At 66.2% G+C, this 21,963-nt stretch carries 22 protein-coding genes and 1 pseudogene; 11 read left to right on the top strand and 12 right to left on the bottom strand.

The genetic code is table 11. From position 1 onward, the window contains the following. Window positions 1-203: 203 nt before the first annotated feature. Genes A5753_RS07300 through A5753_RS07290 form a run of 3 tightly spaced genes read left to right on the top strand, consistent with a single transcriptional unit; the run spans window position 204 to window position 3,267 of the window. Window positions 204-1,175 (top strand): LLM class flavin-dependent oxidoreductase, encoded by a 972-nt coding sequence (locus tag A5753_RS07300; RefSeq protein WP_067125064.1) that lies wholly within the window; start codon window positions 204-206, stop codon window positions 1,173-1,175. Between the two features lie 10 nt (window positions 1,176-1,185). Beyond that, entirely contained in the window at window positions 1,186-2,247 is a 1,062-nt protein-coding gene (locus A5753_RS07295) for a dihydrodipicolinate reductase (protein WP_067125061.1), read from the top strand. 45 nt (window positions 2,248-2,292) lie between these two features. Beyond that, the gene (locus A5753_RS07290) at window positions 2,293-3,267 is read left to right on the top strand and encodes an LLM class flavin-dependent oxidoreductase (RefSeq protein ID WP_067125057.1); all 975 of its coding nucleotides are present in this window, start codon (window positions 2,293-2,295) and stop codon (window positions 3,265-3,267) included. A 3-nt stretch (window positions 3,268-3,270) separates the two neighbouring features. Here A5753_RS07290 and A5753_RS07285 read toward each other — a convergent pair. Then, window positions 3,271-3,987 (bottom strand): annotated as a pseudogene (locus tag A5753_RS07285) (ABC transporter substrate-binding protein); the annotation flags it as partial. A gap of 26 nt (window positions 3,988-4,013) precedes the next feature. Beyond that, the gene (locus A5753_RS07280; RefSeq protein ID WP_067125054.1) at window positions 4,014-4,799 is read right to left on the bottom strand and encodes a spirocyclase AveC family protein; all 786 of its coding nucleotides are present in this window, start codon (window positions 4,797-4,799) and stop codon (window positions 4,014-4,016) included. A gap of 247 nt (window positions 4,800-5,046) precedes the next feature. On the opposite strand from A5753_RS07280, the gene A5753_RS07275 reads away from it, so the two are divergent. Both A5753_RS07275 and A5753_RS07270 read left to right on the top strand, forming a co-directional pair. Then, window positions 5,047-5,670: a TetR/AcrR family transcriptional regulator gene (locus tag A5753_RS07275; RefSeq protein WP_067125325.1), complete on the top strand. Its 624-nt coding sequence runs from the start codon at window positions 5,047-5,049 to the stop codon at window positions 5,668-5,670. A gap of 15 nt (window positions 5,671-5,685) precedes the next feature. Then, window positions 5,686-6,888 (top strand): cytochrome P450, encoded by a 1,203-nt coding sequence (locus tag A5753_RS07270; RefSeq protein ID WP_067125051.1) that lies wholly within the window; start codon window positions 5,686-5,688, stop codon window positions 6,886-6,888. 101 nt (window positions 6,889-6,989) lie between these two features. Here A5753_RS07270 and A5753_RS07265 read toward each other — a convergent pair whose 3' ends face one another. Further along, window positions 6,990-7,979, bottom strand: a complete 990-nt coding sequence (locus tag A5753_RS07265; protein WP_067125048.1) for an alpha/beta fold hydrolase — start codon at window positions 7,977-7,979, stop codon at window positions 6,990-6,992. A gap of 42 nt (window positions 7,980-8,021) precedes the next feature. Next, complete coding sequence (locus tag A5753_RS07260; RefSeq protein ID WP_067125044.1) at window positions 8,022-8,534, bottom strand: lipoprotein LpqH; 513 nt, start codon at window positions 8,532-8,534, stop codon at window positions 8,022-8,024. A gap of 128 nt (window positions 8,535-8,662) precedes the next feature. Here A5753_RS07260 and A5753_RS07255 point away from each other — a divergent pair, with 128 nt between their 5' ends. From A5753_RS07255 to A5753_RS07245, 3 genes are read left to right on the top strand one after another with little or no spacing between them, the layout of a single operon-like run. Then, the gene (locus A5753_RS07255; protein ID WP_067125041.1) at window positions 8,663-9,022 is read left to right on the top strand and encodes a helix-turn-helix transcriptional regulator; all 360 of its coding nucleotides are present in this window, start codon (window positions 8,663-8,665) and stop codon (window positions 9,020-9,022) included. Beyond that, window positions 9,019-10,527: an ACR3 family arsenite efflux transporter gene (gene arsB, locus A5753_RS07250; protein WP_156655989.1), complete on the top strand. Its 1,509-nt coding sequence runs from the start codon at window positions 9,019-9,021 to the stop codon at window positions 10,525-10,527. The genes A5753_RS07255 and arsB overlap by 4 nt, the downstream gene beginning before the upstream one ends. Before the next feature lie 2 nt (window positions 10,528-10,529). After that, the gene (locus tag A5753_RS07245) at window positions 10,530-10,934 is read left to right on the top strand and encodes an ArsI/CadI family heavy metal resistance metalloenzyme (RefSeq protein WP_067125035.1); all 405 of its coding nucleotides are present in this window, start codon (window positions 10,530-10,532) and stop codon (window positions 10,932-10,934) included. Between the two features lie 14 nt (window positions 10,935-10,948). On the opposite strand, the gene A5753_RS07240 is transcribed toward A5753_RS07245, so the two are convergent. Together A5753_RS07240 and A5753_RS07235 are read right to left on the bottom strand one after the other, a co-directional pair. Then, entirely contained in the window at window positions 10,949-11,677 is a 729-nt protein-coding gene (locus A5753_RS07240) for a hypothetical protein (protein WP_067125322.1), read from the bottom strand. A gap of 43 nt (window positions 11,678-11,720) precedes the next feature. Then, the gene (locus tag A5753_RS07235) at window positions 11,721-12,503 is read right to left on the bottom strand and encodes an SDR family NAD(P)-dependent oxidoreductase (RefSeq protein ID WP_067125032.1); all 783 of its coding nucleotides are present in this window, start codon (window positions 12,501-12,503) and stop codon (window positions 11,721-11,723) included. A gap of 158 nt (window positions 12,504-12,661) precedes the next feature. On the opposite strand from A5753_RS07235, the gene A5753_RS23675 reads away from it, so the two are divergent. Then, the gene (locus A5753_RS23675; protein ID WP_082971212.1) at window positions 12,662-13,540 is read left to right on the top strand and encodes a hypothetical protein; all 879 of its coding nucleotides are present in this window, start codon (window positions 12,662-12,664) and stop codon (window positions 13,538-13,540) included. 3 nt (window positions 13,541-13,543) lie between these two features. Here A5753_RS23675 and A5753_RS07225 read toward each other — a convergent pair whose 3' ends face one another. The 6 genes from A5753_RS07225 to A5753_RS07200 all read right to left on the bottom strand — a co-directional run bounded on the left by A5753_RS07225 (window position 13,544) and on the right by A5753_RS07200 (window position 20,910). After that, window positions 13,544-14,398: a sulfurtransferase gene (locus A5753_RS07225; RefSeq protein WP_067125028.1), complete on the bottom strand. Its 855-nt coding sequence runs from the start codon at window positions 14,396-14,398 to the stop codon at window positions 13,544-13,546. Between the two features lie 128 nt (window positions 14,399-14,526). Next, window positions 14,527-15,672, bottom strand: coding sequence for a glycosyltransferase (locus tag A5753_RS07220; RefSeq protein ID WP_067125018.1), 1,146 nt, complete (start codon window positions 15,670-15,672; stop codon window positions 14,527-14,529). Window positions 15,673-15,761: 89 nt separating this feature from the next. Then, on the bottom strand, window positions 15,762-17,285 hold the full coding sequence (locus A5753_RS07215) for an FAD-dependent monooxygenase (RefSeq protein WP_067125014.1): 1,524 nt from the start codon (window positions 17,283-17,285) through the stop codon (window positions 15,762-15,764). Then, window positions 17,278-17,910: a TetR/AcrR family transcriptional regulator gene (locus A5753_RS07210; RefSeq protein WP_067125010.1), complete on the bottom strand. Its 633-nt coding sequence runs from the start codon at window positions 17,908-17,910 to the stop codon at window positions 17,278-17,280. The genes A5753_RS07215 and A5753_RS07210 overlap by 8 nt, the downstream gene beginning before the upstream one ends. A gap of 180 nt (window positions 17,911-18,090) precedes the next feature. Then, window positions 18,091-19,272 (bottom strand): AAA family ATPase, encoded by a 1,182-nt coding sequence (locus A5753_RS07205; RefSeq protein WP_067125007.1) that lies wholly within the window; start codon window positions 19,270-19,272, stop codon window positions 18,091-18,093. 33 nt (window positions 19,273-19,305) lie between these two features. Next, a complete protein-coding gene (locus A5753_RS07200) occupies window positions 19,306-20,910 on the bottom strand; it encodes a Na+/H+ antiporter (protein ID WP_067125004.1) in 1,605 nt (534 codons plus the stop codon). A 101-nt stretch (window positions 20,911-21,011) separates the two neighbouring features. Here A5753_RS07200 and A5753_RS07195 point away from each other — a divergent pair, with 101 nt between their 5' ends. Both A5753_RS07195 and A5753_RS07190 read left to right on the top strand, forming a co-directional pair. Beyond that, window positions 21,012-21,446: a protease inhibitor I42 family protein gene (locus A5753_RS07195; RefSeq protein WP_067125001.1), complete on the top strand. Its 435-nt coding sequence runs from the start codon at window positions 21,012-21,014 to the stop codon at window positions 21,444-21,446. A gap of 37 nt (window positions 21,447-21,483) precedes the next feature. Continuing rightward, window positions 21,484-21,963, top strand: a complete 480-nt coding sequence (locus tag A5753_RS07190; protein WP_067124999.1) for a hypothetical protein — start codon at window positions 21,484-21,486, stop codon at window positions 21,961-21,963.

Genomic DNA, 21,963 nt, shown 5'->3' with positions numbered 1-21,963 from the left:
CGGCTCAACGTTCGAGTTGGAAACTACCGCCGCGAATCCGTGCGGTCAAGGATTTAAGAAAGCGGGCACTATCTTAACGAACAAATCTTAGGTTAGGGTGCAGCTGTGAGGGCCAACCAGTGTTTTGCCCGCCTTCGAGCGACAATTCGGGTCCGCGTTCGTCGCTCAGAGGCGGGCAACTCGCCCAATCGCGGCGCCCGCTGATGTTCACGCTCAGGTTCGACATGCGCGCCCCGCATTGGGGCGCGCCCGCCACCGATCTGTACGCCGCGGCCATCGACATGTGTGAGTGGGCCGAAACGCGGGGCGCCGCGCTGGCGGTGCTCTCCGAGCATCACGGTGCCGACGACGGTCACCTGCCGGTACCGCTCACCCTGGCGTCGGCGATAGCGGCCAGGACACGCACGTTGGCGATCCTGCTGGCCGCGGTGCCGCTGCCATTGTGGGATCCCGTCCGGCTCGCCGAGGAGATCAGCGTGCTGGACCTGATCAGCAAGGGACGGGTGTCCTACGCGTTCGGCGTGGGACATCGACGTGAGGAATACGAGCACTTCGGCGTCGACATGAGCACCCGCGGTCGGGTCGCAGACAAGATGCTGGACGTGCTCGGGCCGTTGGTGCGCGGTGAGCCCGTCGAATATCGCGGGCGGACGGTCCGCGTCACGCCACCGTGCGGATCGCCAAACGGGCCGATGGTGGTGATCGCCGGCGGCAGCAAAGCCGCGGCGCGGCGGGCCGGCCGCCATGGGCTGGGGTTCGTCGCCCAGACCGCCTCGCCGGGCCTGAAGGAGTACTACGAGGAGCGGTGCCGCGCGCACGGACACGAACCCGGGATGATGCAGCTTCCCCAACCGGGCTCTCCGACAGCGGTTTTCGTAGCCGACAACATCGACGAGGCGTGGGAGGAGCTCGGGCCACACCTGTTGCACGACGCGAAGACGGCGGCGTCCTACCGGCCGCACGACGATTCGGTGGCCAGCATCACCCGTGCCGAGAGCGTGGCGGAGCTTCGTGCGGACAGCGGCCCGTACCGGATCTTCACCCCCGACGAGGCGATCGCCTACGTGCGCGGTGGCCGGCTGCTGCCGTTGCACCCGCTCTGTGGCGGCGTCGCTCCGGATGTGGCATGGCCCTATCTCGAGCGTGCCGCGGCCGCCTTTGCGAAAGATCAGTGAGGAGTTGTCTATGCGTGTTGTCGTGTGGTCGACGGGGGGCGTCGGCTCGAACGCGATCGAGGCCATTCGCCGCCGACCCGACCTGAAACTTGTTGGTGTGTGGGTGTATTCAGCCGAGAAGGTCGGCAAGGACGCCGGCGAGCTGGCCGGCGGCGAGCCTATGGGCGTCGCGGCCACCAACGACGCCGACGCGCTGATCGCGCTCAAGCCCGACTGCGTGGTGTACGCCGCCAGCGGACCCGAACGCGACGGCGCGGCGGTGCCCGACTACGTGCGCCTGTTGGCGGCGGGCATCAACGTGGTGTCGACGTCGTCCACCAGTCTCGTCTACCCGCCGTCCTACTTCGCGCCGAACTGGCGCGACGAGCTGGAGGCGGCGGCCAAAGCAGGCCAGGCGTCGTTCTACGTCTCAGGCATCTTCCCCGGCTTCGCTTCCGATCAGCTCGCGCTGCTGATGACGACACAGTCCAAGAGCATCCGCCGGATCACCGCCAGCGAGGTTGCGCTCAACGATCACTATCCGGTGGCCGACGTGATGATGGACGGGATGGGCTTCGGCCGGCCGCTGGACTTCGAGCCGATGCTCAAGACGCCCGGATTCATCGAATTGGCTTGGAAGGCACCGATTCACCTCATGGCGCAAGGACTCGGTGTCGAGGTGGAGGAGATACGCGGTTCGCTCGACCGTGAGCTGGCGGACCGGGACATCGAGGTCGCCTTTGGCGCCGTCGCGGCCGGCACCTGTGGTGCCGTGCGGACCCGGGCGGCCGGCGTGGTCCATGGCCGCGAGGCCATCGTGATCGAGCACGTGATCCGCATGGCGCGCGACGTCGCACCCGATTGGCCCACTTCGGACTGTGACGCCACGTATCGGGTCGACATCGAAGGGGATCCCGACATCCACTGCGAGATGACGCTCGGCGCGGCCCAGGGTCACGCCGCCGGACATGCCGCGATGGCGTCGACGGCGATGCGCGTCGTCAATGCGATCCCGTACGTCGTCGACGCGCCCCCGGGCCTGTTGAGCTCGCTGGACCTCCCGACGACTCTGCCGCTTTACGCCTTCGACTGAACGTGTAACGTGCAGCACAAAGATTAGGCCAGCTAGGAGTCAGCCGTGTACACACTGCGTTTCGACATGCGCGATCCCGAATGGGCGGCCGGCCCAGCCGATCTGTACGCCGCGGCACCCGAAATGTCGGCGTGGGCCGAAGAACACGGCGGCCTGGCCGCCGTCCTCTGTGAACACCACGGGTCCGAGGACGGCTACCTGCCATCACCATTCCTGCTGGCCTCGGCGGTGGCAGCGCGCACGCAGCGGCTGGCGCTGAGCCTGATCCTGATCCTCCCGTTCTACGAACCTGTGCGTCTGGCCGAGGACATGGCGGTGCTCGACATCATCAGCAACGGGCGCGCCTCCTACATCCTGGCGCTGGGCTACCGGCCCGAGGAGTTCGAGCACTTCGGCGTGCCGATCAAGAAACGCGGCCGCGTCTGCGACGAGAAACTCGCGCTGCTACGGCGCCTGCTTGCCGGTGAAACCGTCGTCGACGACGGACGGCGGATCACCGTGACGCCCCGCCCGCTGACTCCCGGCGGGCCTGGACTGATGTGGGGCGGGGGAACGCTCGCTGCGGCCCGTCGGGCCGGCAGGTACGGCCTGGGCATGCTGGGAAACGCCACCGCCCCCGGAATGCAGGAGGCCTACGAAGAGGCGTGCCGCGAGCACGGCCATACGCCCGGCCCGACGATGTTCCCCGACCGCAACACCCCCTCGGTCGTTTTCGTCGCTGACGACGTCGATCAGGCGTGGAAGGAGGTCGGCGAGCACCTGCTGCACGACGTGCGCAGCTACGCGGCGTGGAACCCGGGGGACGAGACGACCGCGGGCTTCAGCCACGTGAACAGCATCGACGAGCTGCGTGAGACGGGGACGTCGCACGTGATTATCTCTGTCCCCGAGGCGATCTCGCGCGTCAAAGCCGGCCAGGTGCTCAACCTGTCGCCGCTGTGCGGCGGGTTGCCACCGGATATCGCCTGGCCCTACCTCAAGCGCGTGGGTGAAGTCGTGCTGCCCGAGGCGCTCGGCTGACCGTCACTCCTCGCCGAAGCGATCGACGAGGTGTGAGTTGACGCCGTCGGCGTCGAGTCGGCGCGCCACCAGATAACCCGCGCCCATCCACGCCCGGCGCGTCCACATGCCGAACGACACGCGGGTGCCCGGAGCCCCGGATGCGGCCGGCATCATCTTGACGCGTTCGAGCGCCTCCTTCACCCCGCGCGGGCTCAACGGGTGCGCGTCGGCGAGCGCCCGCAGCAGCGTGTGCGCGACATCCCGATTCACCACCGGCACACACCATTCCGGTCGCCGGCCGTAGGCCTCGTTGTACTCGTCCAGGAACTTCTGCCCGACCGTGTTGCCCTCGTCGTACTGGTCGACCCCGGTCCAGCCCAGGAACGCGTCCCACATGACGGGGTTGAGCCAGGCGTTCTGAAAGGCGGTACCGCAGAACCGGGGCGGATCCCAACCCAGCGCCTCGAGCGCCGGGTTGACGAACACGATCCCGAAGCCGAATCCGCAATGCACGATCGCCTGCGCTTTCGCGTCGTGCAGTGTCCGGACCGCGGCCCTCACATCTCCCGCGATCTGTGGTATCGACGCCTCGGCCACAATGCGAATACCCTTGCGTCTGCACGCATCTCGGAAGTTCTTCAGATACGCCTCGCCGACCAGGGATTGCTCGGTCAGCACACCCACCTCGGTGTGACCGCCCTTGGCCAGCAGGTCGGTCCAGAAGATCGGCTCGTCGGTGCTCTCGTAGCCCACTCGGATCTCCGTTACTTGGGTTGGTTCGGTACGCCGGGATACAGCTGTTCGGTCGGGCCCGCGGTCACATAGCCGGCCAGCTTCGTGATGAGATGGGGCGCAAAGACCGCGCCATACACCAGATGCCCGATGACGACGACGGCCACCACCGACAGCACCGCCGACTGCCCCCGGCTCTTTGACCGCTTGTCGGCCCACATGTCGATGACGTTGCGTCCTTCGGCATCGGTGCGGCCGAGTAGATAGGTGAAAAGCATCATCTGGATGCCCATGGCCAGCGAGTCGTACAGCGGGTACTGGTGTTTGGTGCCCTCGAAGATCGCGAGCCCGGGAATCACGTAGCCGTAGTAGAAGTTGCCAAGGTGCGCCCCGGTGTAGGCGTTGAAAAACAACGCCCAGCAGAAACCGACGACGAGGCCGACCACGAGTAGCGTAATCGGCCTGCGCCAGTTGAACTTTGCACTCAGCCACCGCCCGAGGGCCGCCCCGGTCACGGCGGGAATGATGAAGTAGGAGACGTAGCCGATCGGCACCGCCAACGGCAAACCGCCCCACGTCACGTTCAATGGCCACCAGGACGGCATGCGGGGCAGTCCGGGCGGAAACTGCGCGTACATCGCCCAGTCGTAGGGTGACTCGATCCAGGAGAACGAAATCGCCGAGATGCCAAGAAGCAACAGCGGGTGGATGCGGCGGCGACGGTAGCTCAGATAGACCCCGATAATCAGGAACGCGATGCTCGCGGCGTAGGAAAAATACTGAGCCCCGGCCATCACCGGCGTCATCTGGACGCTCACTGGCGGCCCTCGTCGCTCGGCGTGCGCCGCGCCTCGGGATCGAAACGCAGCACCAACCCGAATATCAAAGCGATCAGGCCGAACAGCGTGCCGAGCATGATGACAGCGCCCATGGTGTCACCCTTTCGATGATTTCGCCTTTAGGGTAGTGGATACTATTCTATGGGGATAGCGGATACTATCCCCAGGGCGGTCGACCGTTTCGAAGGAGTGGACAGAGGTGCCCCAGCGAGTAGCCAAGCAGCCGATGCCGACGACGGTGGCGCGTCGGCCTCGTGGTGAGCCGCGTAGGCTGCTGCTCGACGCCGCCCGGGCGCTGTTCGCCGGCCAGGACTATCGCAGTACCACGACGCGTGAGATCGCGCAGGCCGCCGGCGTCACCGAACACCTACTGTTTCGCAATTTCGGTTCGAAGGCGGCGCTGTTCCGCGAGGCGCTCGTCTTGCCGTTCGTCAGCTTCGTCGACGAATTCGGGGCAACCTGGCAGTCGGTAATCCCCGAGGAGACCGACGAAGAGGAGCTGACTCGGCTTTTCGTGTCGCAACTCTACGACGTGTTCGTCGAACATCAGGGTCTGCTGTTGACCTTGATGGCGGCCGAGAATCTGAGCGACGAGGAAAAGGCGGACGCCGGCATCGCCGAGATTCGCAGGGCGGTCACGGTGTTGGGCCAAATCAGCGTCGAGGGCATGCAATTGCGGGGGTTGCGTTCTGACCACCCCGACCTGCCGGCCCACTCGACGGTCTCGATGATCGCGGGTATGGCCGCGCTGCGTTCGACCTACTTCGGGAACGAACCACCGCCACGGGAGGTGATTGTTGAGGAACTCGTTCAAGCCCTCTTGCACGGCTTCTTGCACCGCAACGACTGAGTTAGGGACCCGACTATGACAAGCCCCAGTGCCGTCGAGTTGTACTACGACCCGTTCGACGTCGAGATCGACTCGGACCCTTATCCGGTGTGGAAGCGGATGCGCGAGGAAGCTCCGCTGTACTACAACGAAAAGTACAACTTCTATGCGCTGAGTCGATACGACGACGTGGTGCGCGAACTGCCGAACTGGGAGACCTACCGCTCCGGCCGGGGCACCACCGCCGACATCTTGTTCGCGAACATCGAAGTGCCGCCGGGCATTCTGCTGTTCGAGGATCCTCCGCTGCACGATCTGCACCGCAAACTGCTGTCCCGGGTCTTCACGCCCCGGCGCATGCTGGCCGTGGAGGACTTGGTGCGCGGGTTCTGTATTCGCGAGCTCGACCCGCTGGTCGGCGGGAGTGGATTCGATTTCATCGCGGATCTGGGCGCGATGATGCCGATGCGGACCATTGGATACCTCCTGGGCATTCCCGAGGCGGACCAAGAGAAGATCCGCGACCGCAGCGTCGCGAACATCGAGTTGTCCGAGGACAGCGACCCCGCCGCGGTCGACGCGAACGTTTTCGCGAATTCCATCGCCCTGTTCGCCGAGTACATCGAATGGCGGGCCAATCATCCTTCCGACGACCTCATGACCGAACTCCTGCGGGCCGAGATCGATGAGCCGGACGGCACGCGGCGACCCCTGTCGCGGACCGAGGTGCTGGCCTACACCGCGATGATCGCCGGTGCCGGCAATGAAACCACCGCTCGCCTCATCGGTTTCATGGGACAACTGCTGTCGGATCACCCGGATCAACGCCGCGAACTCGTCGCGGACCCGTCGCTGATCCCCGGCGCGATCGAGGAGACGCTGCGGTACGAGCCGCCGTCTCCGGTGCAGGCCCGCTACGTCGCGCGCGACGCCGAGCACTACGGTCGCAAGGTACCCGAGGGATCGTTCATGCTGCTGCTGAACGCCTCGGCCAACCGCGACGAATGCCACTTCCCGGACGCGGATCGCTACGACATCCACCGTCGCGGAAGCCATCTCAGCTTCGGGCAGGGCCTGCATTTCTGCCTGGGCTCGGCGCTGGCCCGGTTGGAGGCGCGGGTGGCCTTCGAAGAGGTGTTGAAGCGTTGGCCGGACTGGGAAGTCGACTACGCGAACGCCCAACGGGCGCACACCGCAAGCGTGCGTGGGTGGGCGCGGCTGCCCGTCGTCGTGGGTTAAGGGCGCCTCTTTTCGTCGAGCGTCACGCCAGCGTGGCGCTCGGCGGTGGAAGCAACGCTGGCGTGACGCTCGCGCGTGCGGCCGGCCGACGCTCGGCGCGGCTAGGTGCCGCTTTCGTCGACCAAGACCGCACCGTCGGGCTGATTTCCCAAGGTCTGCAACGGAATAGCCTCGCCCTGGGCGGTGAGGCGCACGATCTGGGCTAGTTGCTCCGGCGCGTCGCACTGCAGGTAGTGGTCGGCGCCGGGCAGCACCCAATATCGGTTGCGGCCCGGCTTGTTCTTCAGATACGTCTGCCAGACGTAGTTGGGGACTCGCAACGGTGACACGTTGTCGTGCACGCCCCACACGATCGTCGTATTGATTTCGCTGCGCGAAAGTGCTTCCAGCCAACCGGTTTCGTCGGCGGCGCGCTCGTGGAGATATTGAATGGTGTCGGGCAGCACACGGATTCCGTCGTTGTGCGCGAAGCATTTGGCCAGCGCGGCGATCTCCGGGTCTTCCAGTGTGCGTCGCGGCATGAACGTGCTCGCGCCCATGCCGGCCGCCAGCATCTCCGGCGTCGTGGCCGCCGCGGTCGCCCGTGCGGTCGCGGGGTCGAGCAGCGCGGTCTGAAAGGCGGTGAGGTTGGACAGCGGGAGGTAGATGTTGGCGTTGGTCAAGATCAAATCGACGGGCGCCGCCGGCGGATCTTGTGCGGCCAGCACGCCCGCCGCGATCATGCCGACGCTGCTGCCGCGGTCGTGGGTGAGCATCCGGTATTCGGTGAGCCCCCAGATGTGGGTGATCGCGTGGGCGAGCAGGCGCGCGTCGTCGTAGAGCGAGTACACATAGGGTTCGGGTGGTTTGTCGGAAAGTCCGTACCCGGGGAAGTCCAGCAGATAGATGTCGAAGTCGGTGCTCAGTTCATCGGCCAGCGCGAAGTAGTCGATGCTGCTGGTCGGAAAGCCGTGCACCAACACCAATGCGGGCGCACCGGCAGTGCCGCACCGGCGACTGAACACCGCGACCTCTTGGCCGTCGTTGGCGGCGGTTGTCGAGCGCCAACGAAGTTCGGTGCCGCCGTCTCGCCACTGCGCGAAGATGTCCAAGCTGTCAGCATCGCAGAGGCGACCTCGACAGACAATACGTGCCTACGGGCATGCCACATGTATTCCAAAAGTGACGTCTCGCAAGCCACTTTGGCCGGGCGTGGTCGCTTGGCCAGTCCCGGTGACGGTGTAGCCCTTGTCGACCTTGGTCGCTTGGACCTGAGTGGGTGATTTGGTTCCCTGATAGGGCAATTGGTACTGGCCGCTGTCCAGCTTGAGCGAAATGGCGAAGGCGTCGACGCTGGGTGGCTGCTCATCGGAGATGGCCAGCGAGACTGACGCGTTATCGTCGTGCACGCTGATCCGTGTGGTGAGGTCACCGGATTCCGGGGGTGACGCGCTGGGTTGCGCCGCCGATCGGCTGCAGTCCACCGCGGCGACGATCGTGTGCCTGTTTCCGTCGATCATGACGGTCGTGCTGGCCAAAGCCGGACCCGAACTCGGGGCGGCGGTCGGGTGATTCCCCTTGCTAGAGCAGGCCAGCAGGCCGGCGCCCAGCGCCACCAGGCCGAGCGCGGCCCATCGCTGGCGGCGGCGATTGCCGGGATTGGTCATGGCACTCCCTTGGAATAGGACATCACGAGGACTATAGGGCCCGTTCGTTTACCCTGCCCGACTAAACCGGAGCACCGGAAAAACCTCCACCGCTGGCGTCCTGATTCGATAAGTGCTTATATAGATCGATGTCGAATCAAAGGGGCACGGATTGTTGCCCGGCATTGGGGGCGGCCGCCTTGGCCGAGCCGCAGGCTGCGGAGCTGGCGGCGATGTTCAAAGCGCTCAGCGATCCGGTGCGGCTGCGATTGTTGAGTCTGGTCGCTAGCCACCCTGGTGGCCAGGCCTGCGTGTGCGAGATCTCCCAGACATTCGACGTCTCTCAGCCGACGATTTCCCATCACCTCAAGACGCTGCGGTCGGCGGGGCTGTTGGACTGCGAACGGCGCGGCACGTGGGTGTACTACTGGGTGGTTCCCGCTGCATTGCAACAACTTTCGTCGGTGTTGAGTGGCGACGCACGGGTGGCCGCGGAATGCGGGTCATGAGCTCGACTGCCACCGCGACGGGCGCCCGCCTGTCGACGTTGGATCGGTTCCTGCCGGCGTGGATCGGGATCGCCATGGTCACGGGGCTATTGCTCGGACGGCTGGTCCCTGGTCTGGGGCGGGCGGTGAGTGTCGTTGAGGTCGACGGCATCTCGTTGCCCATCGCGATCGGCCTGCTGGTGATGATGTACCCGGTGCTGGCCAAAGTGCGCTACGACAAGCTCGACAGCGTCGCCGGTGACCGTCGGCTCATGGTGGCCTCGGTGATGCTGAACTGGCTGATCGGGCCCGCCGTGATGTTCGCACTGGCCTGGCTGATGCTGCCGGATCTGCCGGAATACCGCACCGGGCTGATCATCGTGGGTTTGGCACGCTGCATCGCCATGGTCATCATCTGGAACGACCTCGCGTGCGGCGACCGCGAAGCCGCCGCGGTTCTGGTCGCGCTGAACTCGATCTTCCAGGTCGTGATGTTCGCCGCCCTGGGCTGGTTCTATCTGTCGGTGCTGCCGGGTTGGCTCGGGCTGAGCACGGCCGGAATCGACGTATCCGCCGGACAGATAGCGAAGTCCGTGCTCATCTTCCTAGGCATCCCGTTGGTGGCCGGCTACCTGTCACGTCGTCTCGGCGAACGCGCCAAAGGCCGCGGCTGGTATGAGAGTCGTTTTCTGCCGCGGATCGGGCCATGGGCACTGTATGGCTTGCTGTTCACTATCGTCGTCCTGTTCGCGCTGCAAGGACACCAAATCACTTCCCAGCCCACAGCTGTCGCGCGGATCGTGCTGCCGCTGCTGGCGTATTTCGCGATCATGTGGGCCGGGGGATATGGTCTGGGAGTCCTGTTGCGATTGGGATACGCCCGCACCACCACGCTGGCATTCACCGCCGCCGGCAACAACTTTGAACTTGCGATCGCGGTGGCGATCGCCACCTACGGCGCCGCGTCGGGCCAGGCGCTGGCCGGTGTGGTCGGCCCGCTCATCGAAGTCCCGATCTTGGTGGCATTGATCTACGTTTCGCTGGCCCTGCGACCGCGGCTCTTTGGTGAGGCCGGGAATTCCTCGGCCGGCGCCCGTAGGCCCAGCGTCCTGTTCATCTGCGTGCACAACGCCGGCCGTTCGCAAATGGCTGCTGCGTTGCTGAGTCATTTGGCCGGCGACCGCATCGAAGTGCGCTCCGCCGGAACGGAGCCCGCCGATCAGATCAATCCGGCCGCGGTGGCGGTGATGGCCGAATGGGGGATCGACGTCACCGACGTCCCGAAAGTTCTCACCGCCGACGCGGTGCAGCGCAGTGACGTGGTGATCACGATGGGGTGTGGTGACACCTGCCCGTATTTCCCGGGCGTCTCGTACCGAGATTGGAGCCTGCGCGATCCCGCCGGTCAGCCGCTCGAGACGGTACGGGCCATTCGCGGAGACATCGCCGAACATGTCCGTGCCCTCATTGAGGAACTGCTAGGGGTAACGATGACGATCGAGATACCCGCCGCGAAAAGAAGGTAACCATGTCGCGTGTTCAACTGGCCCTCAACGTCGACAATCTCGACGAGGCAATCACGTTCTACACCAGGCTTTTCAATGTCGAACCGGCCAAGGTCAAACCCGGCTACGCCAATTTCATCGTCGACCAGTCGCCGCTGAAATTGGTCCTGCTGGAGAACCCCGGCCACGGCGGCACCCTCAACCACCTCGGCGTCGAGGTCACCTCCAGCGACAGAGTGCATAGCGCAAGCCAACGGCTCGCCGGGGTCGGTCTGCTGACCGACGAAGAGATCGACACGACGTGTTGTTTCGCCACGCAGGACAAAGTGTGGGTCAGTGGTCCGGGCGGTGAACGTTGGGAGATCTACACGGTGAAGGCCGATTCCGAGACGTTCGGACCCGCCGAGTCCACCTGCTGCGGATCATAGGTAGCGGTCAAAGTCTACGGCCAGGCTTCCCAACTGATCATGCTGCGCAGCGGGCCGGCGAATACGGGGCGCACCGCCGTTGATCGCCAACGCTCTTCGATGATGGGGGCCAGCGCACCGATGGTGGCCAGCGGATCCGCGTCGAGGTAGACGACGGTGAGGTACTGGTGATCGGTCCGCCAGCCGCGGGGCATGTGGCTCCATCCGGCGCTGGAACCGAAGGTCCACGCGCCGGCCGTGCCCGGTGTCGCGAGCAGGGCAGGGTAGTGCTCGGCGTGCAACCACTGCAGCCAGTCGACCGGCCGGCCCTCCGTGGGCTCTTCGACGATCAGCACGATGCCGCGGTGCGGCCGAAACGGCACCACCTGGGGCGACACCATTGCGTGTGGTGAGGATTGCCACTGCAGCAGGCGCAGGCCGGCCACTTGCAGCGACGGTCGCACGACCGGGAAGCGACCATTGTCGCGCAACGCGCGGCCGAGGGTGACGAAGTCGTCGAAGGTCTGCTCGACGGGATCACCGACCAGGTAGTGCACCGCGTTGCCGATGTCGCCCAGGGGTCCGTTGGCCGCCAGGCGGTGATCGGGGTAATCGCCGTCGGCGATCCAGCGCAACCCGTGCACGATGCCCGGCAGCTGGTATTGCTCGGGCATGTGATCCAGCAGGTGCCAGCGCAGATAGCTGCCGTCGTCGTCATCGGGCGGCGCGGCGGTGAGGCTGAATATGCCCGCCCTGACCCGTATCACGTGCCACCGCCGGAGGGGGGACGAAGTTTGGCGTGTCCGCTCATCCCTGCATGTACCCCCCGGCATCGACGGGGATCGATTGGCCTGTGATGGTACGGCTTTCGTCGCTGGCGAGGAACAGCGCCAAGTTGGCGATGTCATCGGGGGAGGAGATATCTTGTAGTGCAACGCCTTTGAGCTGCCTGGCGCGAACCGCTTTGGCGTCGACGCCTTGCTCGTTCGCGGTGCGTTGCACCCAGTTGCGCCACAGCTCGGTGTCGATGGCCCCGGGCACAATGCAATTGCACCGGATGCCGTCCGGCCCGACCTCGAGGGCGACGGCTTTGGTGAACGCCCGCAACGACGCCTTGGCGGTGACGTAGTGAGATTTGCGGACCATTCCGGCATAGCTGACCGTGGAGGAGAAGTTCAGGATGACGCCGCGGCGGCGCTGCAGCATCGATTGGTTGAGCACCTCGCGGGTGCACAGCATCGCGGCGGTGACGTCGATGGCGATGGTGGCGTTCCAGTTGTCCAGCGTCTGCTCCCAGATCCAGCGGTCCTGTCCGGGCGCGGCGGCGTTGTTGCACAGGATGTCGACGTGGCCGAACTCGTCGACCGCCCGCCCCACCATGGCCGCGACGTCGTCCTCGTCGGTCACATCGGCGCGCATCGCGATGGCGCCGGGCCCGGCCGCGTTCGCGGCGGCCTGGACCAACTCCGCACGCCGTGCCGCCAGCAACACCTTGGCGCCTTCCCGGACAAACACCGAGCCCAGTACCGGTCCCAGGCCGGTGCTGGCGCCGGTGATGATCGCGACCTTGCCGTCAAGTCGGCCGGTCATGACGTAGTCACTTTGCGGGCGAGCATATTTCGGGCCGCGCACGGATTCGTTCGGCGACGGCCGGCCGCCCGGGGTTGCGCATACTTCCTGTCACGTGAAACAGATTTCATCTGTGTGAGACCTTCCGGGTTGTCCTCGCCGTGGCGTTTACTGTGTCGGTGGATGGTGGTGCGAATCGCGGCGAACGGCGCACGCTGGTGTTGTCCGCCTTCCCGGCCGAGGCCGACGCGGTGTTGTCACACACTACGCTCGATCCCGATCCGGAGGTCGTCGCTGACCGCTGGCGCTTTTACCTTGGCTCGATAGTCGGCACGAAGGTGATCGTGGCGATGACCGGCATCGGTCTGAGAAACGCCACCGACACCACCGAGGCCGCCTTCGGCCGCTTCTGCAGTGGGTCCGCCATTACGATTGGTGCGGTGGTCTTTTCGGGCGTCGCCGGCGGGGGCGGCCGCACCAGCATCGCGGATGTGGCGGTGCCGGCGCGGTGGACATTGGACGGCGGCACGACATTTCATTCGGTCGATCCCGGGATGCTGGCCACCGCCGAGAAGCTCTGCGTCGCATTGGACAACGTTGCCGGGCGCATCAAACTGCGGCACCGGCCGCAAGTGTTCGCCGGCGGCGACGGATGCAGCTATGACAACAACAACGGCGTGGCTTTCCCGTGCATCCCGCACGGCGGCAGCGTTTTTGGCTGCCAGCCCCGCAGCGTGCCCGGTCGTTCACCTCTGTATTCCGGCAACTTCTTCCGGGCGACGCGCCCCTGGCTGAGACACGCCCTGATCAGCAACCTGAATATCGTATCGACGTCAGACCCGGCCTTCGACGCGACGGATATGGAGACCGCGGCCGCGCAGGTCGTTGTCGACACGCGCGGTGTCCCGTTCATTGGCATCCGCGGCATCACGGACGGGCCCGGCGATCCGCTTCACCTGCCGGGCTTTCCGTTCCAGTTCTTCCGCTACAAGCGGATCGCGGCGCAGAACGCCGCCCGGGTAACCGCCGCTTTCCTACAGAGTTGGACCGCCCGATGACCGCTACTCGGCACCGCGTTGGACCGGATGGTCGGGATCCGAGCTCCATTCCGACCACGACCCCGGATACAACGCGGCCTCGCGTCCCATCGCGGCGAGTGCGGCGATCGTGACCGTTGCGGTGACGCCCGAGCCGCAGTAGGCGGCCACCGCGTCGTGGCGCTCGATCGCGCGACCGGACAACAGTTGTGCCAGCGAGTCGTCGTCGAGGAAGGTGCCGTCGGCCGCAAGTACCGAGCCGCTGGGAAGATTCTTCGCGCCGGGAATATGGCCGGCGACGGGATCGAGAGGCTCGACGTCTCCGCGGTAGCGTTCCGGTGCGCGCGCATCAAGCAGCGTCACAGTGTCTTCGGCGACGCGCTCGGCCGTCAGCGTGCGCCGGCTTCCCGCATACAGATCTTGGTGCGGCACAGTCACATTCCCGGGCGTCGGATCGACCGGCCCAGTTTCGAGATTTCGTCCGGCCGTTCGCCACGCGGCTAAGCCGCCGTCCAGAATGCGCACGTTGTCCAGCCCGGCCGCGGTCAGCACCCACCACGCGCGTGCCGAACCGGCGCGATTCCAGTCGTCGTACGCCACGACCAATGCGTCCTGCCGGATTCCCCAGCGCCGCGCGGCGGTCTGCACGTCGCGTCCAGACGGCAGCGGGTGCCGGCCCCTGCCGGAGATCGTGTGGTCGCTGAGGTCACCGTCGAGCGAGACGTACACGGCGCCGGGGATGTGCCCGTCTAGGTAGGCCGCCCGCCCATCGGGAGCATCGATCCTCCATCGCACGTCCAGGATGGTCAGCGGATCGCAGGCTTGAATGATGTCCGCCAACTCGGCGGCGCTGATCAGTACCTGACTGCGTGCTCCCACCCGCTCCTCCTTGTCGGTCTGCAGCGAGCCTAGCCAGCACCGCCGTCATGCGCGACGGCGTGACCGGTCGCGGCAATGCCTAACAGGGCAGTCCACGCCGGGGCGTGGCGGCCTCGGACTTCTGACCGCTATGCGGTCTGTTCGGAATCGCGGCGCGGGTCGTCGAGGGCCGGTGCACCCAAGGAGGCCAGCATCCCGACCGCGGCGCGGTGCCAGGTGAAGTCCTCGGCGCGGCGTCGTGCGGAGATGCGTCGTTGCCGCTCGGGCCGATTGACGATGGCGCTGACTGCTTTTGCGATGGCGGCCGGGTCGTTGTCGGCCGAAGCGCCGCTGTCCGGGGTGATGATCTCGTTGAGCGCCGACGTGCGTGAGACCACGGCGGGGGTTCCGCACGCCAGCGATTCCAGCGCGGCCAGCCCAAAAGTCTCGTGCGGCCCAGGCGCAAGGGTTACATCGGCCGACGCCAGCAGCTGCGCAACGGCGTTGCGGTCGGAGACGAAGCCGGTGAAGTCGACCGGTAGTCGCGCGGCCTGTCGCTCCAGTCTGGACCGCAATGGACCCTCGCCCACGACCACCAGCCGCGCGTCGACACCGGCGCGGCACAGCTTGCCCAGTGCGTCGATGCTGCGGTCGACACGCTTTTCCACCGACAGCCGCCCACAGTGAACCAGCAGCATCTGCGTCGGCGCGGCCCACCGCTCGCGTACCCGATAAGAGTGGTGGCGCGGATGAAAGGTCTGCAGGTCAACACCCAGCGGAACCGTGACGGTGTTGTCGGCGCCGATCCGGTCGAATTCCTCGCGCGCGAAGCCGGTGGTGCACACGACGGTGTCGTAATTGGCGGCGGTGCGCGCGTTGGCCATGTCGGCGAACTTCTGTGCGGCCCTGCGCGGAAAGACCTGTCCGACAAGGCGGTCCAAGCGTTCATGGGAGATCATCACCGTCGTGGCCCCGAAGTCGCGGCCCCATCGGCCCAGCGATCGCAGGGTGAGGCGGTCCGAAACCTCCAACGCGTCGGGTCGCAGCGCGGCCAGGAGCGCCTTGACCGGGCCCGGCATCACCGCACGGTAGCCGCCGGTCAAGGGAATCAGGCGGGCCGGCAGGGTGATTCGCACGACGCCGGTGTACAGCTGGGCATGCTCAGCGTGCTGGCCGGGAACGATCAAGAAGACTTCGTGTCCGGCGGCGCAGTATTCCGCGCCCAGTCGGTCGATCGCGGTGCGGAGGCCCCCGGAGCGGGGGCCATAGAAATTGGCGACCTGTACAACGCGCATAACGTGAGGACACGCGGTGCGCGTGTGCACTCACCAATGCTGAACCGACGCCGGCCTGAACTCTGTGTGAACTTCGCTAGCCGGCCCCGTCATCCGTCCGTCTGCGGTCCGAACCAGCGCTGTAGCGCTCCCTTCAGGGCAACCTCTTCGGCAGGCCCGAATGCGTCAGCTGCCCAGGCGACGTAGCCGTCGGGGCGGATTAGCAGCGCCGCGGCGGGTTCGTCAGCGACGCTCGCGGTGACTGAGTCGACCCGATCGGCCCAGCCACGCGCCGTGTTCGCGAAGCCGCCGCCGAAGTCGAGCAGAACCGCGCGGCCATCGTGGAGCAGCTCGGCGACCCGTCGACCGTCATCCAGCGTCAGGTCGGGCACGAGCCAGCCCGACAGCGGGTGGTCGTCGCCCACGTCGTACCGCACGTCGGCACCGGCCAGCAGCGCTGCCATGTGTGTTTGCGCGTCGGGGAAGGTGAGGAGCTCGCCCAACAGTGTTCGGAGTGCGGCGACTTCGGGTCCCGGCGCCATGAGGGCGAGCTGCGCCAGCGAGTGCATCATCACGCGCTGACCCACCGGGTGACGCTCGGACTGGTAGGTGTCGAGCAATCCGGACGGGGCCGTGCCGTTGACCTCGGCCGCCAGCTTCCAGCCCAGGTTCATGGTGTCTTGTAGACCCAGATTCAAACCTGGACCGCCCAGCGGGCTATGCACGTGCGCGGCGTCGCCGAGCAGTAAGACTCGGCCGTCGCGGTAGCGCTCCGCGTGCCGGGTGTTTTGTCCGTTGATCCGGCGAAGGGCGTGCGGCCCTGTGTCTTTCGGCTCCTCGAACGGGATGTCGACGCCGAGAATGCGCCGTGCGCTGTCGCGGAGTTCGGTCAGATTCATTGGAACGTCGGGGACCGGTGGGCCGAACTCAATGGTCCCAAGCAGCGACCGGCCCGGCTCGAATTCGGCGTAGATGATCCCGCCCCGGTCAAAGCGGCTGTGGCCGAAGGGAAGCAGTCCGAATCCCGGAATCTCGATTTGGCTGTAGGGCCGGTGGAGCTCGTCGGGCATATGCACATGAGCCAGTCGGGCGACCATTGGCGATGTGAAGCCGGGAAAGTCAATGCCGAGTCTCTTGCGGACCAGGCTGCGGCCACCGTCGGCGCCGACGGCATAGCCGGCGGCAATGGTGTACTCGCGCTCGGGCGACGAGACGGTCAGCGCAACCGATTCCGCGTTCTGTTCGATGTCGGCGAGTCCATGGCCCCATCGCAGATCAACCCCGAGGTCGCGAGCCCGTTTTTCCAGCAGCCGCACCAGCCGGGGCTGCTGCATGGCCAACACGTACATCGGGTTGTCGGTCACCTCGGAGAAGTTCAATCCCATGGCCGCGAAAATCCATCCGGGGTTTGGGCGTGGTGGTGCGTCGTCACCGGTGAAGGTCCGATACAGCCCTCGCATGTCGAGCAGTCGGATGATCTGTCCGATAATGCCGTTGGCTTTCGGCTCGGCGCTGGGTCCGGGGAGGACGTCGAGGACGACCGGCCTGATACCGGTCAGTGCCAGCTCGCACGCCAGCAGCAGCCCGTTGGGTCCGGCGCCGGCGATGACGACGTCGGAATGTTCGTCAGTCATGGCGTGCCTTCTTTCTCGGAGGCTCCGGTAACCCAGCGCTGACGGTGGCGAAGCCCTCGCGGATCAGTGCGGTGATGGCCACCGGCGGATCGGCCCGCACATAGGCGTCGGCGGCGGCATCGCCGACGGCGCGTACGACGGACATCACCAATCGCGGGTACAGGTCGCGGTCGGGGTCGGTCCCGGTACGTTCGGCGATCACCTGAAGTAACTCGTCGAATAGGTTGTGTGGCAACGAATTCCGCACTTGTGGGTGCATTACCAGCTTTCGGACCTCGACAAGCTCCTGGCGGCTGGGCGCGCGGTTCTCCTCGCCGTACACATCGCCGAAGTCCGCTTCCAAGGGTTCCAGCACAGCATGGGTGAGCGCCGTCCACAACGGTTCGTCGGCGGGGCGCTGTCGCAGCACGGCCACGCTGCGCCGCACACGTTCGGCTTGCCGGTAGGCGAGCGCTTCGTACTTGCCGCTGAAGTAGTTGTTGAAGGTGCGCAGTGAGACGCCCGCCATGTTCGCGACGTCTTCGCGCGTCACGTTTTCCAGGCCGCGTTCGAATGCCAGCCGCAATGTGGCATCGCTGAGCGCGCGCCGGGTGTCGGCCTTCTTGCGCTCACGGAGCCCGGTCATGGCGACGAACCTACGCTAAACTTGCCTAACGGGCAAGATTGCCTGGCGGGCAATATCTGGTTGAGAGTGCATCCCGGGCGTTGGGTGTGCAGCCACGGCGGCGACACGCCGGGCGGAGTCACCAGGTGGCACACGTGACGGGCGGCGATTGCGTTCAGGGCGCCGGCGAAGCACGAGCGACTAGCGAGTGCCCCAATCCCAGCGGGGCGTGGTCATCAAAGTCTGACCGCTGATGCGTGTTTCGCCCCAGTCCTTGTACAGCTCGATCTCGACGGCGTCGCCGTCGGAGCCCCCGCTCATCGGAACCGTATCCAAAAAGTCGAGCAGCTTCCGGGAATGGGTTACCACCACGACTTGCGCCTTGGCGGCGGTGGTGCGGATCAGCGATGCCAGCGGGGCGACCAGGTCGGGGTGCAGCGAGGTCTCCGGTTCGTTGAGCACCATCAGCGAGGGTGGTTGCGGGCTCAGCAGGGCGGCGGCCCAGAGCAGGAAACGTAGTGTGCCGTCGGATAATTCGGCCGAACGCAACGCGCGCAGCATGCCGCGCTGTCGCAGTTGGAGGTCGAACAATCCGTCATGGATGGCGACCGAGACGGTGGCGCCGTCGAATGCGTCGACGACGGTGCGGTTGAGGTCGTCGAACCCCGACTCGAGGATCGTCTGGATCGCGGCCGCCAGGTCGCTGCCGTCGTCGGAGAGCACCGGGGTGCGGGTGCCCACCTGCGGATGTCGCGCGGGCGCACCCGCGTCGACCCGGAAGCCGTCGTAGAACCGCCAGCCGCGCAGGCGTTCTCGCACGGCCGCGAGCTCGGGAAGCGCATGGGGGTGGGCGTATTCGGCGAGCACGCTGTGGTACGACGGCAGGGATCGGGACAACTCGTCGAAACCGCTGCCGGAATCCGCGCTGGCCTCGGTGAAGACTCGCGACCGGCGCACCAGCGTCGTACTGGGCCGCAGCATGGGGCCGGCGAACAACACTTCCCGCTTGATCTCCGGATCGCGGGCGAACACCGACTTGCCGGCCGACTGCGGGATACCCAAATCCACCAGATAGCCGAAATCGTCTGCGGTGAAGCCTAATTCGAGAGATACGCGGCGGGTGCGCACGGTGCCCTCGGTCTTCCCGGTGCGTCGGGCGCCGGCCAGCTGCTCGGGACCGGCCCACAGCACCGATTGCAGCCCACCCTCGCGTGCCAGCGAACCGATGACCTCGCCGCGGCCGCAGTCGGCAAGCAAGCGCAGCGCGCGATACAGCGAGGATTTGCCGGCGCCGTTGGCGCCGGTGATCACCGATAGCCGACCCAGGGGCAGGATCACCTCGCGCAGCGAGCGATACCCACGGATCGCGACGGTGTGCAGCATGGGGCCGACTGTACGGTCGGCCACCGACGGGCCCTATTCGTCCTCGTCGTCGTCTGCAGCGGCGGCGAGCAGCTGCACTTCCTCGAGATCCATCTCGTTCTGCAATTCGCGCAGCACGATGTCGTCGATGAGGTTCTGGTTGCGCAGCGAGGTGACTTCCCGGCGCTTGTGTTCGAGCACTCCCAGCCGCACCCGCCGGACCTTCTCGCGGCCCTTCAGTATGCGGCTGTGTGGCGAACCGTCCTCGGTGGCCAGTACCAGCGCCGCCTTTTCCTCGTACTCCTTTTGCAGCCGCCGCCTCAGCTCGTCGCCGATGCCGACTTCGTCGGCGACCGTGGGCAGCGCGGCGAGGGCGGCTTGAGACCCCCGGCAACGAGCCAGATGCAGTTCCTCGGCGTGGGTGACGTCTTCGGGCATGTGGGCCCACCGCACCACGGCGGGCAGCGTGCTGCCCTGGACCAGGACGGTCACCAGGATGACGACGGTCACGATGAAGATCAGCAGGCTGCGGTCGGGGAAGGGTGCGCCGCTCAGCGTGGTCATCGGCACGGCGACCGCCGCCGCCAGCGACACGGCCCCACGGAATCCGGCCCAGACGGTGACGAAGCGTTGCCGCCAATTGACCCGGCGTTCGCGTTGCACCTGGCGGCGGTCGATGAGCCGGATCAGCAGCGTGGTGATTTCGCCCCAGAAGATGCGAGAGACGATCACCACGCCGGTGATCACCAGCGCCACGAACAAGGCGTGCCGAACTCCGCCGTCGACTCCGACGATGCCGCGCAGCGCTCCCGGGATCTGGACGCCGACGAACACCCACAACGAGCCGTTGAGCAGAAATGTCGCGATGTCCCAGAAGGCGAAGGCCTGCAGCCGGGAACGGGCCCGGATCACCAGCGGGCTGGCGTAAGCGAGGACCAGCGCCGACACCATCACCGCCACGACTCCGCTGCACTCCATCGATTGAGCCAGCAGGAAGGCCGCGAACGGCGTCACCAGGCTCAGAGCCCCTTCCTCCTGGGGGGCGTCAATTCGCTTGCGCAGCAGGGCGACTGCTCCACCGACCAGCAGGCCGGCGGCGATCCCGCCGAGGTAGGAGCCGATGAACCGGGCGGTCACCTCGGGCGGGGTGATCGCCGACCCACCGATCGCCACGTTGACGCTGACGGCGAACAGCACCAGGGCGGTGCCGTCGTTGATGAGACTCTCGGCCTTCAGCACGGTCAGCGACCGGCGCGGCAGCTTCTTCGCGAGGCCGGCCACCGCAGCCGCGTCGGTTGGCGACAGCACCGCACCCAGGACGCCGGCGGCGTGCGGATTCATGCCCAGCGCCCGCGCCGTCCACGACACCGCCACCGCTGTGGCGATCACCAGGACGACGCTGAGGAACACGATGATGCGTGCGTTGGCCCGGATCTCGCGGAAGCTGGTGTTCAGGCCCTCCCAGTAGAGGATCGCCGGAAGGAACAGCAGCAGCACGATCTCGCCGTTCACCTTGATGTGCGCAAAATGGGGGATCAGGCCCAGCAGGACGCCCAGGAAGATGAGTAACACCGGGGGGCCGACGCGATAGCGCCGGCCGATGACCGTCCCGATGATGACGGTGGACACCAGGGCGACGATCAGTTCGAGGCCAAACACCAGCCCATCCTGCCGGACGCAACGATCGGCGGCGTCGTCGCCTATCTTCGGTCTGGGTCAGACCTATTAGGCTCCGGGGCGGGAAATCAAAGGGGGATCTGGTGAAGCTCAGGCTGCTGGTAACAGTCGCCGTGCTGATGTTGTCGACCGTGGTGGGCTGCCATTTCGCGTCCAGGAACCCGCCGTCGACCAAAACGCTCCAGGTCCCCATGAACGATGTCCTGACGCAAAGCGACATCAAGCAGACCATCACCCTGTCCGTCGGCAACACCCTGGTGGTGGAGTTGGGGTCGAACTACACCACCCCATACCGGTGGACGCCCGACACCCAAATCGGCGACGCGTCGATCGTCAAACAGCTCAGCCACCAGTTCGTCCAGCCGACGTCTGACGCGCTGGGGGCACCCGGCACCGAAGAGTGGACGTTCTCCGCCCTGAGACCGGGGGCCACCACCGTCAGCACGTCCTACACCAGCTTCGTGGGCAAGGACGTCAAACCGGCCTGCACCTACACGCTGACCGTGACGGTGCAATAAGCCTGCGGGACCCCAGACGTCGGGCTACGGTTCGGACGTGGTCGGATTCCTTCGAAACCTGTCCCAGATCGGCCAGTTGCCCGCGGCGCTGCGTGAGGAACTCGAAGCCGAAGGGATCGTGTTCAGCACGGGCCGGGCAGGGGTGGTCCGCCACTTCAGCGGCCATGTGCCCGGGGTGTATTCGGCCTCGGGCGTCTCGCGGTACGCGGGTGGGTTCGCGTTTACCGCCGCCCGAATCGTCGCCACCTTTCCCGCCCGCGGCGACGCCAACCTGCGGTCCATCGACTGCCCGTGGGACACTGACAGCGGTCCGGGCCGGGTCACCATCACCGGCAAGGGGCTCGGCGTTGACATCGACCTTCATGGCGTCGACGCCGCTTTCAGCGGTTCGATGAAGCTCAACTACAAGAAGCGAATTCCCGACGAGGTGCTGGAAGCCCTACCCAGGACGGCGCTGCGGTTTCCGGTGAAACCGGTGTTCGTGTACCGCGCCGCGGGGGTGCGTCCGAAGTCCTAG

Source organism: Mycobacterium sp. 852002-51971_SCH5477799-a (assembly GCF_001667145.1).
Classification (GTDB): domain Bacteria; phylum Actinomycetota; class Actinomycetes; order Mycobacteriales; family Mycobacteriaceae; genus Mycobacterium.
This window is presented reverse-complemented; position numbering and strand designations above follow the sequence as displayed.

Coding starts and splice junctions, on each gene's coding strand:
- A5753_RS07300 (WP_067125064.1), top strand. CDS start 204: ATGTTCACGCTCAGGTTCGACATGCGCGCCCCGCATTGGGGCGCGCCC.
- A5753_RS07295 (WP_067125061.1), top strand. CDS start 1,186: ATGCGTGTTGTCGTGTGGTCGACGGGGGGCGTCGGCTCGAACGCGATC.
- A5753_RS07275 (WP_067125325.1), top strand. CDS start 5,047: ATGCCGACGACGGTGGCGCGTCGGCCTCGTGGTGAGCCGCGTAGGCTG.
- A5753_RS07270 (WP_067125051.1), top strand. CDS start 5,686: ATGACAAGCCCCAGTGCCGTCGAGTTGTACTACGACCCGTTCGACGTC.
- A5753_RS07260 (WP_067125044.1), bottom strand. CDS start 8,534: ATGACCAATCCCGGCAATCGCCGCCGCCAGCGATGGGCCGCGCTCGGC.
- A5753_RS07255 (WP_067125041.1), top strand. CDS start 8,663: ATGTCGAATCAAAGGGGCACGGATTGTTGCCCGGCATTGGGGGCGGCC.
- arsB (WP_156655989.1), top strand. CDS start 9,019: ATGAGCTCGACTGCCACCGCGACGGGCGCCCGCCTGTCGACGTTGGAT.
- A5753_RS07245 (WP_067125035.1), top strand. CDS start 10,530: ATGTCGCGTGTTCAACTGGCCCTCAACGTCGACAATCTCGACGAGGCA.
- A5753_RS07235 (WP_067125032.1), bottom strand. CDS start 12,503: ATGACCGGCCGACTTGACGGCAAGGTCGCGATCATCACCGGCGCCAGC.
- A5753_RS07220 (WP_067125018.1), bottom strand. CDS start 15,672: ATGCGCGTTGTACAGGTCGCCAATTTCTATGGCCCCCGCTCCGGGGGC.
- A5753_RS07215 (WP_067125014.1), bottom strand. CDS start 17,285: ATGACTGACGAACATTCCGACGTCGTCATCGCCGGCGCCGGACCCAAC.
- A5753_RS07210 (WP_067125010.1), bottom strand. CDS start 17,910: ATGACCGGGCTCCGTGAGCGCAAGAAGGCCGACACCCGGCGCGCGCTC.
- A5753_RS07205 (WP_067125007.1), bottom strand. CDS start 19,272: ATGCTGCACACCGTCGCGATCCGTGGGTATCGCTCGCTGCGCGAGGTG.